Below are 9,259 nucleotides of genomic sequence, written 5' to 3'. Positions count from 1 at the left end.
GCCCYCGACCRCTCCGKCCGCGCCGGCCTACACCGCCCACCACCCGGCACATTCCGTCTGCATGCCCAGATGCCGTGTGCATGCCGMAYCCGCCCSTCTCGGCATGCAGACGTGTTTCGAGCCTGCAGGCGGAGCGCCCCGACCGAGACCGAACCTCACACACATCACACACACAAAGTCGCACACAAGACGCACACGCGTCGCACACACGACACACACACAGAAGGGGCGCCCGAGCCGAAGCCCGGACGCCCCTCGCAGGACCTCGACTCAGAAGTCGAAGTCGCCGATGTTGTCGGCGTTGAACTCGAACGGGTCGCCGAGCAGCACGACGCCGTCGGCTCCCACGGTGTACTCGCCCAGCTCGCCGGCCTCGAAGGTGTCGCCCTCTTCGCCGGTGATGTCGCCTTCGATCAGCGCCTTGGCCGCGAAGGCCGCCAGGTAGCCGAGGTCGGCCGGGTTCCACAGAGCGAACGCGGTGACGGTGCCGTCCTCGACGTACTCGCGCATCTGGTTCGGCGTGCCGAGACCCGTGATGGCGACCTTGCCCTTGTAGTCCGACGTCGACACGTAGCGTGCCGCGGCCGCGATGCCGACCGTCGTGGGCGAGATGATGCCCTTCAGGTTCGGGTAGCTCTGCAGGAGCGCTGCGGTCTTGTCGAACGAGGTCTGGTCGTCGTCGTCGCCGTAGACCGTCTCGACGAGCGTGATGTCGGGGTAGTCGCTGGCGATGTACTCCTTCATCAGGTCGATCCAGGCGTTCTGGTTGGTGGCGTTGGCGGATGCCGACAGGATCGCGACCTCGCCGGCGCCGCCGATCTGGTCGGCGATGAGGTCGACCTGCACCTTGGCGATGCCCTCGGAGTCGGCCTGGTTGATGAACAGGTCGCGGCACTCGGGGTTCGTGTCGGAGTCGAAGGTGACGACCTTGACGCCGGCGTCGCGTGCCTCGTTCAGCGCGTCGCAGATGGCCTTCGGGTCGTTCGCCGAGACGACGAGCGCGCCGACGGCCTGCTGCGTGGCGGTGTTGATGTAGCTGACCTGCGCGTCGGGCGTGGCCTCGGCGGGACCGACCTCGGCGAACGTGCCGCCGAACTCGTCGACGGCGCTCTTGCCGCCCTCGCTCGAGGTGTCGAAGTACGGGTTGCCGAGGTTCTTGGGCAGGAACGTGATCGCGAGGTTGTCGGATCCTCCGCCCTCGCCCGAGCTCGAGCCGCCGGAGCCGCCGCTGGTGTCGGCGCAGCCGCTCAGCACGAGCGCCGCGGCGACGGCCATCGCCGCGAAGGCGGCGACCTTCTTGCGTGCAAACGTCATTGTTCTTCCTTTCGTGATGATCACCGCAGGCGGATGCCGGCGATGAGAGGCTGCCTCATGGTGCGGGGGAGGCTGCGACGCGTGGGGGCGGACCGGCCTTGGCGCGGATGCGGTGCGCCCAGGCGAGGACGCTGGCTGCGACGACCGAGAAGATCAGCAGACCGCCCGTGATGATGTTGATGACGTCGGAGGTGACGCCGGCGAGGCGCAGGCTGCTGCCCAGCACCCCGATGAGGAGCACCGCGGCGACGACGCCGTGCAGGTGCCCGCGGCCGCCGAAGACGGAGACCCCGCCGAGCACGACGGCGGCGATCACCTGCAGCTCGAGTCCGGTGGCGTTGTCGCCTCGCGCGCTGCCGAATCGCAGCGTGTAGAAGATGCCGGCGAACGCCGCGACCACGCCCGAGAGCACGAACAGGATGAACTTCGTGCGCTCGACGTCCACTCCCGAGAAGCGCGCGGCGTCCTTCGACAGTCCGATCGCGAAGACGCCGCGACCGAACGGCGTGAAGTGCAGCAGCACCACGAACACCGCGAGCAGGATCAGGAACGGGATCACGATGTACGGGATCGACGTGCCGGCGATCTTCGCCTTCGCGAGGGCTGTCCACGTCTCGGGGAAGTCGGTGACCGCTGTCGTGCCGAGCAGGCCGACCGCCAGACCGCGGAACAGGGCGAGCGTGCCGATGGTCACGGCGAGAGACGGGAGCCCGACCACGGTCACGAGGAAGCCGTTGAACGCTCCCCCGACGACGCCCACGAGGAGAGCCGCGAGGGCCGCGACCTCGAACGGGGCGTCGGACTGCGTGAGCACGCCGGTCACGACGCTGGCGAGACCCACCATCGATCCCACCGAGAGGTCGATCTCCCCGGTGATCATCACCAGGGTCATCGGCAGCGCGATGAGCAGGATCGGGGCGACGTCGAGCAGCAGGTAGTTCGCCGTGATCGGCTGGGCGAATCCGCGGATCGTGATCGCGGCGACCACCGAGACCAGCACGAGGAGCGCGATGATCGCGAACTCCCGATTGATCAGGATGCGGCGCCAGAGCGGACGGTCGTAGTCGCGGATGACGCGGATCGACGTCGTGGTCGTCGTCGCGGTGGTCATGATTCGTCCCTCGCCTCGATGAGCTGGCGCTTCTGCCGCACCGCGAGGACGCGGTCGAGCACGATGGCGCCGATGATGAGCACGCCCACCACGGCGCGCTGCCAGAAGTCCGGGATGCCGAGGATCGGCAGCGCCCTGTTGATGGTCATGAGGAGCATGGCGCCGATGGCCGCGCCCCACACCGTGCCGACGCCGCCGGTGATCGCGATGCCGCCGATGACCGCGGCGCCCACGGCGTCGAGCTCCCATCCGGAACCCGCCTGCGAGCTGATCGATCCGTAGCGAGCGGCGTAGAAGACGCCGGCGAGTCCGGCGAGCGCGCCCGACAGGATGAAGGCCGAGAGCACGCGCCGGGTGACCTTGAGGCCGTACAGCTCCGCGGCCGACGGGTCCGACCCGATCGCGTAATACTCGCGGCCGCCGCGGGTGTTGCGCATGTACCAGGCGGCGAGCGCCAGCACGATCACCGCGATGATCGACAGCACCGGGATGAACAGGATCTGCTGAGTGCCCAGGCCGAGGAAGTCCTTCGGCATGTCGGAGGCGTTGATGCGGTCGCTGCCTGTCCACAGCACGTTGATGCCGCGATAGGCATACAGCGTGCCGAGCGTGATCACCATGGCCGGCACCTTCGCGAACGCGACCAGCGCGCCGTTGATGAGACCGAGGACCGCGCCGAACAGCACGGCGGCGATCACCACCACGACGATGGGGATGCCGGGGACGTCGACGAACAGCCGACCGGTGAGGTACGCGGTGAGGCCCATGACCGAGCCGACGGACAGGTCGACGTTGCGGGTGATGATCACGATGGCCTGACCGACCGCGACGAGCACGAGGATGGACGGCGTCAGCAGCAGGTCGCGCCAGCCGTCGGCGCTGAACAGGAACGCGGGGTTCTTGGCGGTCGCGGCGATCACGACGACGACGAGCGCGGCGAAGATGCCGAACTCGCGCGCGCGCCCGATGCCGCCGGGCTTCTTGGCGAACGCCGGAGCGGCGGCCACGGGGACGGTGGTGGTGCTCATGAGTGCTGCTCCGATGAGTGGGTGGCGGCGAACATGACGTTCTCGCTGGTGGCGTCGTCCCGGGTGATCTCGGCGGTGATGCGCCCCTCGCGCATCACGAGCACGCGGTCGGCCATCCCGAGCACCTCGGGCAGCTCCGACGAGATCATCAGGATGCCCATGCCCTCGCCCGCCAGCTGCGAGAGGAGGCGGTGCACCTCGGACTTCGTGCCCACGTCGATGCCGCGGGTCGGCTCGTCGATGATGAGCACTCGCGGATCCGTGGCGAGCCACTTGGCGAGGACGACCTTCTGCTGGTTGCCGCCGGAGAGGGTGGATGCCACGGTGTCGAGCGCGTGTGTCTTGACCTCGAGGCGGGACGCCCACTCCTTGGCGGCGCGATTCTCGATGCCGCTCGTGATGAGACCCCACTTCGACAGCCGCCGACGGATCGCCAGCGTGATGTTGCCTCCCACGCCCGCGTCGATGACGAGGCCCTGCTTGCGTCGGTCCTCGGGGACGAGGGCGAGTCCGCTGCGCATCGCGGCGGTGGGGTTGCGACGTGCGACGGCGGACCCGAGCATCCGCACGTCGCCCTCGACGTAGGGGTCCACGCCGAAGACGGCGCGCGCCACCTCGGAGCGCCCGGCTCCCACGAGGCCGGCGAGGGCGACGATCTCGCCTGCGCGGACCGTGAAGGAGATGTCGTGGAAGACGCCGGGGCGGGTCAGCCCCGAGACCTCGAGGAGCGGCTCCCCGATCGCGGCCTCCTGCTTGGGGAAGAGCTCGGTCACGTCCCGTCCGACCATCTGCCGGACGAGGTCGTCGACCGTCGTCTCGGCGATGGGCGTCGTGGCGATGTACGCCCCGTCGCGCATGACCGTGACGGTGTCGCAGAGGGCGAACACCTCGTCGAAGCGGTGCGAGATGAAGAGGATGGCACGCCCCTCGTCGCGGAGGCTGCGCGCGACGGCGAACAGGCGGTCCACCTCGACGCCGCTGAGCGCCGCGGTCGGCTCGTCCATGATCAGCACGCTCGCGTCGAGCGAGATGGCCTTGGCGATCTCGATGATCTGCTGGTCGGCGATCGACAGTCCCTCGGTGATCCGGTCGGGGTCGAGCGCGACGCCCAGTCGACGGAAGATCTGCTCGACCTCGGTGCGCATGGCCTTGCGGTCGATCCGGCCGAGCAGGCCGGTGGGCTGGCGGCCCATGAAGATGTTCTCCGTGACCGAGAGGTCGGGGAACAGGGTCGGCTCCTGATAGATCACCGCGATGCCGGCGGCCTTCGACTGCGCCGTGCTGGTGAAGTCGACCTCCTCGCCGTGCAGTCGGAAGTCCCCCGAGTCACGACGGTAGAGACCCGCCATGATCTTCACGAGCGTGGACTTGCCCGCGCCGTTCTCGCCGATCAGCGCGTGGATCGAGTTCGACCGCAGCGTGAGGCTTCCCGAGCGGAGAGCGACGACGGGTCCGAAGGACTTCACGACCCGATGCAGTTCGAGCGCGGTGGGGGGAGCGCTGCGGGCGGAGGCTGCGTCTACCACTGGCTTTCCTCTCCGTTGAGGGGGATGATGATCGGAATGAACTTTACCTGAATCGATTCAAGCTCGTTTCAGGCTAGTGTATGTGATGCCGGTCGCAGGTCAAGACCCTGATGCCGAAGTGTGATCCGCCCGACGACGAGAGGACAGCCGATGCCGGTCAGCATCCGCGATGTCGCCGTCCGGGCGGGAGTGTCCGTCGGCACCGTCTCGAACGTCCTCAACCGCCCCGACGAGGTGTCGAGCGACTCGGTCGAGCGGGTGACCAGAGCCATCGACGAACTCGGATACGTGCGCAACGACGCGGCGCGCAAGCTGCGCGCCGGAGTCAGCACGACCGTCGGATTCGTCGTGCTCGACGGGCAGAACCCGTTCTACAGCGACGTCGTCCGCGGTGCGGAGGACGAGGCGTCGAGCCACGGCATCGCGATCCTCTACGGCAACACCGACGACGACCCGTCCCGCGAGAAGGTCTACCTCGACCTGTTCCGCGAGCAGCAGGTGCGCGGACTGCTCATCGCCCCGTACGGCGATGTGATGACGCAGCTCCGGCGTTTCCGTGCGAGCGGCATCGCGACCGTGCTCGTCGACCGGTTCAGCGCCGACAGCGGATTCTCGTCGGTGTCGGTCGACAGCGTCGCGGGCGGACGTCTCGCGGTCGAGCATCTGATCGAGGGCGGACGACGCCGTATCGCCTTCGTGGGCGGGCCGTTCGACATGCGGCAGGTGACCGATCGTCTCGCGGGCGCCAGGGCCGCCGCCGAGAACGCCGGCGTGCACGTCGACCTCGAGGTGATCCCGACGTCCGCCATGACCGTCGAGGAGGGCGTGACCGCCGGCGCCCGACTGCTGACACGACCTCGACGGGAGTGGCCCGACGCGCTCTTCGCCGCGAACGACCTGCTGGCGCTCGGGCTCCTGCAGTCGCTCGTGTCGGGAGGACATTTGCTCGTCCCCGACGAGATCGCGCTGATCGGCTTCGACGACAACCCGTTCGCGGCCGCCGCCGCCGTGCCGCTGTCGTCGATCCGTCAGCCGAGTCGCATGATCGGCCGCACCGCGCTGCGCATCGTGCTCGAGGAGGCCGCCGATCCCGACAGCATCCCCCGCCAGACCGTGTTCCCGCCCGAGCTCATCGTCCGCCGGTCGACCGAGGGCTGACCGGATCCGCCCGAGGCGCGTCGAGCGCGCCCCGGGCGGGCCGTTCGGAGTCGACGACGGCCGATCAGGCCTGCGCGAGTGTTCCCGCGTTGGCGCCGGCGAGGAGCTGCTCGACCTGCTCGTGCGTCACGTCGATCCCGGGGAAGCCGATGAGCCTGCCGATGGGGAACGACGCCATCATCTTCTGCATGGCCTCGTCGTTCGGCATCATCGACGCGGCCGATGAATCCGCGCCGTTGAGCTCGCCCAGGAAGCCGCCGAGCGCCGACATGACGATCGGACCGGCGACCGGATGCGCGAGCACATCGCCGATCGAGGACTCCAGTGTCAGCGGCAGCGACACGATGTCGCCCGTGACCTGGACCGATGTCGACGAGCGGATGTCCCGGCTCGAGGCCGCCGCCTCGATCCTGTACTCGCCGGGCTCGACGACCCACCGGTCGACCCGCACATCCCAGTAGGCGAGGTCCTCGCGACGGATGACGAGCTCGACGGTCTTCGTCTCCCCCGCCGACAGCGCGACCGACGAGAAGGCCTTGAGCTCCCGGGGCGCGCGCTGCACGGCCGACGCGCGCGGCGACGCGTAGACCTGCACGATCTCGCGTCCGTCGCGGGCGCCGGTGTTCGTGACGTCCACACGCACCACCACGTCGCCGTCGCCGGCGACCTCGGCCGCGACCGGTCCGTAGGCGAAGGCGGTGTACGACAGGCCGTGGCCGAACGGGAAGGCGACGTCGAGGCCCTTCGCGTCGTACCACCGGTAGCCGACGAGCACGCCCTCGCCGTAGCGCACGTGCCCGAACTCGCCGGGGAAGCTGCCGAACGACGGGTTGTCCTCGAGGCGCACCGGAACGGTCTCGGTGAGCTTGGCCGAGGGGTTCACGGCCCCGTAGAGGACGTCGGCGACGGCTCCGCCTCCTGCCTGACCCAGCAGCCAGGCCTCGACCAGGGCCGGCACGCGATCCGCGAACGGCAGCGCCACGACGCCGCCGTTGGAGAGCACGACGACCGTGTCCGGGTTGGCCTCGAGCACGGCGTCGAGCACCGCGAGCTGCGCGGCAGGCAGGTCGATGTGCTCGCGGTCGAAGCCCTCCGACTCCTCGGCGGCGGGCAGTCCGAGGAACACCACGGCCACATCCGCGGCTGCCGCCGCGGCGACGGCCTCGTCCCGCAGCTCGTCGGCCGAGCGACCGGATGCCGCGATCGCGCCGCCCTCGACCGCGAATCCCGGCGCGTACGCGACGTCGCCGCCGAGCGCTCGCATCTCGTCGAGGGCCAGGTCGAGTCTCGTCGGGTTGATCAGCGACGACCCCGCGCCCTGGTAGCGCGGCTCCGTGGCGAACGCGCCGATCACGGCGACCGTGCGGTCTGCGGAGAGGGGCAGCAGCGCTCCGTCGTTCTTGAGGAGCACGATCGATCGGCCCGCGGCCTCGCGTGCGAGGGCGTGATGGGCGTCGACGTCCAGGGCGCCGGAGACCGACGGGCGCGCCTGCGCCTTGCGCACGAGGTCGATCGTCCGCTGCGCAGCGGTGTCGAGAGCGCTCTCGGCGAGCTCCCCCGCCCGGACCGCGGCGACCAGCTGAGCATCCGTCCGACCGCCCGACGACGGCATCTCCAGATCGAGTCCTGCCGCGACGCCGGCGACGCGATCGTTCACCGCGCCCCAGTCCGACACCACGAGGCCCTCGAAGCCCCAGTCGTCGCGGAGCACCCGGGTCAGCAGCCACGGGTCCTCCGACGCGTAGACACCGTTGATCCGGTTGTACGAGCACATGACGGTCCACGGCTGCGCCTCGGTGACGACGCGCTCGAATCCGCGCAGGTAGATCTCGTGCAGCGGGCGCGGATCGACGTCCGAGCTCGCCCGCATCCGATCGGTCTCCTGGTTGTTCGCGGCGAAGTGCTTCAGCGACGTGCCGACGCCCTGCGACTGGACACCTCGCACGGATGCCGCGCCGAGCACGCCCGACACGATCGGGTCCTCGGAGAAGTACTCGAAGTTGCGTCCGCACAGCGGCGAGCGCTTGATGTTGATGCCAGGGCCGAGCACGACCGCGACGTCCTCGATCGCCGCCTCGGCGCCGATGGCCGCACCCACGCGCTCGATGATCTCCGGGTCGAACGACGACCCGATGCCGACGGCGGGAGGGAAGCAGGTGGCGGGGACGCTGCTGGCGAGGCCCAGGTGATCGCTGCCGCCCGCCTGCTTGCGCAGACCGTGCGGACCGTCGGTCATCATGATCGACGGGAGACCGATCCGGTCCAGCGCCTTCGTCGTCCAGAAATCCGCCCCGCTGGTCAGCGATGCCTTCTCTTCGAGAGTGAGGTCGGATGCCGAGGTGTCGGTCATGGTCTTCCTTTCGCGGGGCGACGCCGGTGTCTTGCGAAAACTATATGCGAGTCAGTATTGGAACTCAAACATCGTTCAGATTAGGGTCGACGCATGGCACGACGAGGTTCATACGCGAAAGGCGTCGCCCGACGCGAGGAGATCCTCGAGAGCGCGCTCGACGTGATCGGCCGCAGGGGCTATCAGAACGCCTCCCTGAAGCAGATCGCCGAGGGCGTCGGCGTGACGCCGGCCGCCCTCCTGCACTACTTCGGCAGCAAGGAGGAGCTGTTCACCGAGGTGCTCCGCACGCGGGACGCTCGCGACGAGAAGGACCCGCACCTGACGGAGGTGTCGGAGACCGTCGACGCCAAGGCCGCGTTCATCGAAGTGATCCGCCACAACACCGAGGTGCCCGGCGTCGTCGAGCTCTTCTCCCGTCTCGCGGTCGACGCCGTCGACCCCGACCACCCCGCACACGAGTACTTCCTCGCGCGGCGGGAGCGCCTGCACCACGTCATCGCGGGGGCCTTCGCGGACGACGACGGCCGGGCCGCCCTCGATCCGGACACGATGTCGCGGGTGATCCAGGCCGTCGCCGACGGGCTGCAGCTGCAGTGGATGATCGACCGCAGCGTCGACATGCCGGGCATCATCGCGGCGCTCATCGATGTGCTGCATCCTCCGGTCGACGACCGCTCTCCTATCGACCGCTCGCCCGTCGACGAGCGCTGACCTCACGACGACCGCTGACCTCACGACGACGCCGCCCCTCCCGAGAACGGGAGGGGCG

Annotated in this window: 7 protein-coding genes; 2 read left to right on the top strand and 5 right to left on the bottom strand. The window is 69.3% G+C overall.

The annotated features are described in order from the left end of the window. Positions 1-270: 270 nt before the first annotated feature. The 4 genes from rhaS to A4X16_RS01940 are packed head-to-tail and all read right to left on the bottom strand — an operon-like array spanning position 271 to position 4,979. Complete coding sequence (gene rhaS / locus A4X16_RS01955) at positions 271-1,314, bottom strand: rhamnose ABC transporter substrate-binding protein (RefSeq protein ID WP_067115599.1); 1,044 nt, start codon at positions 1,312-1,314, stop codon at positions 271-273. Positions 1,315-1,369: 55 nt separating this feature from the next. Beyond that, on the bottom strand, positions 1,370-2,425 hold the full coding sequence (locus A4X16_RS01950; protein ID WP_067115594.1) for an ABC transporter permease: 1,056 nt from the start codon (positions 2,423-2,425) through the stop codon (positions 1,370-1,372). Further along, on the bottom strand, positions 2,422-3,453 hold the full coding sequence (locus tag A4X16_RS01945; RefSeq protein WP_067115590.1) for an ABC transporter permease: 1,032 nt from the start codon (positions 3,451-3,453) through the stop codon (positions 2,422-2,424). The genes A4X16_RS01950 and A4X16_RS01945 overlap by 4 nt, the downstream gene beginning before the upstream one ends. Beyond that, positions 3,450-4,979 (bottom strand): sugar ABC transporter ATP-binding protein, encoded by a 1,530-nt coding sequence (locus A4X16_RS01940; RefSeq protein ID WP_067115587.1) that lies wholly within the window; start codon positions 4,977-4,979, stop codon positions 3,450-3,452. The genes A4X16_RS01945 and A4X16_RS01940 overlap by 4 nt, the downstream gene beginning before the upstream one ends. 150 nt (positions 4,980-5,129) lie before the next feature. On the opposite strand from A4X16_RS01940, the gene A4X16_RS01935 reads away from it, so the two are divergent. Next, complete coding sequence (locus tag A4X16_RS01935) at positions 5,130-6,137, top strand: LacI family DNA-binding transcriptional regulator (protein WP_067115584.1); 1,008 nt, start codon at positions 5,130-5,132, stop codon at positions 6,135-6,137. A gap of 64 nt (positions 6,138-6,201) precedes the next feature. Here the strand turns inward: A4X16_RS01935 and A4X16_RS01930 are convergent, their stop codons facing one another. Next, the gene (locus A4X16_RS01930) at positions 6,202-8,487 is read right to left on the bottom strand and encodes a glycoside hydrolase family 3 C-terminal domain-containing protein (protein WP_067115581.1); all 2,286 of its coding nucleotides are present in this window, start codon (positions 8,485-8,487) and stop codon (positions 6,202-6,204) included. Positions 8,488-8,580: 93 nt separating this feature from the next. On the opposite strand from A4X16_RS01930, the gene A4X16_RS01925 reads away from it, so the two are divergent. Next, on the top strand, positions 8,581-9,201 hold the full coding sequence (locus A4X16_RS01925; RefSeq protein WP_067115578.1) for a TetR/AcrR family transcriptional regulator: 621 nt from the start codon (positions 8,581-8,583) through the stop codon (positions 9,199-9,201). The last annotated feature ends 58 nt before the right edge of the window (positions 9,202-9,259 follow it).

Origin of the sequence: Microbacterium sp. H83 (assembly GCF_001650405.1) — a bacterium.
Classification (GTDB): domain Bacteria; phylum Actinomycetota; class Actinomycetes; order Actinomycetales; family Microbacteriaceae; genus Microbacterium.
Note: the sequence above shows the minus strand (reverse complement) of the source record. Positions and strands in the feature narration are given on the sequence as shown.

Bases quoted from the DNA above. Each gene is read 5' to 3' on its own strand.
- rhaS (WP_067115599.1), bottom strand. From the start codon at position 1,314: ATGACGTTTGCACGCAAGAAGGTCGCCGCCTTCGCGGCGATGGCCGTC.
- A4X16_RS01950 (WP_067115594.1), bottom strand. From the start codon at position 2,425: ATGACCACCGCGACGACGACCACGACGTCGATCCGCGTCATCCGCGAC.
- A4X16_RS01945 (WP_067115590.1), bottom strand. From the start codon at position 3,453: ATGAGCACCACCACCGTCCCCGTGGCCGCCGCTCCGGCGTTCGCCAAG.
- A4X16_RS01935 (WP_067115584.1), top strand. From the start codon at position 5,130: ATGCCGGTCAGCATCCGCGATGTCGCCGTCCGGGCGGGAGTGTCCGTC.
- A4X16_RS01930 (WP_067115581.1), bottom strand. From the start codon at position 8,487: ATGACCGACACCTCGGCATCCGACCTCACTCTCGAAGAGAAGGCATCG.
- A4X16_RS01925 (WP_067115578.1), top strand. From the start codon at position 8,581: ATGGCACGACGAGGTTCATACGCGAAAGGCGTCGCCCGACGCGAGGAG.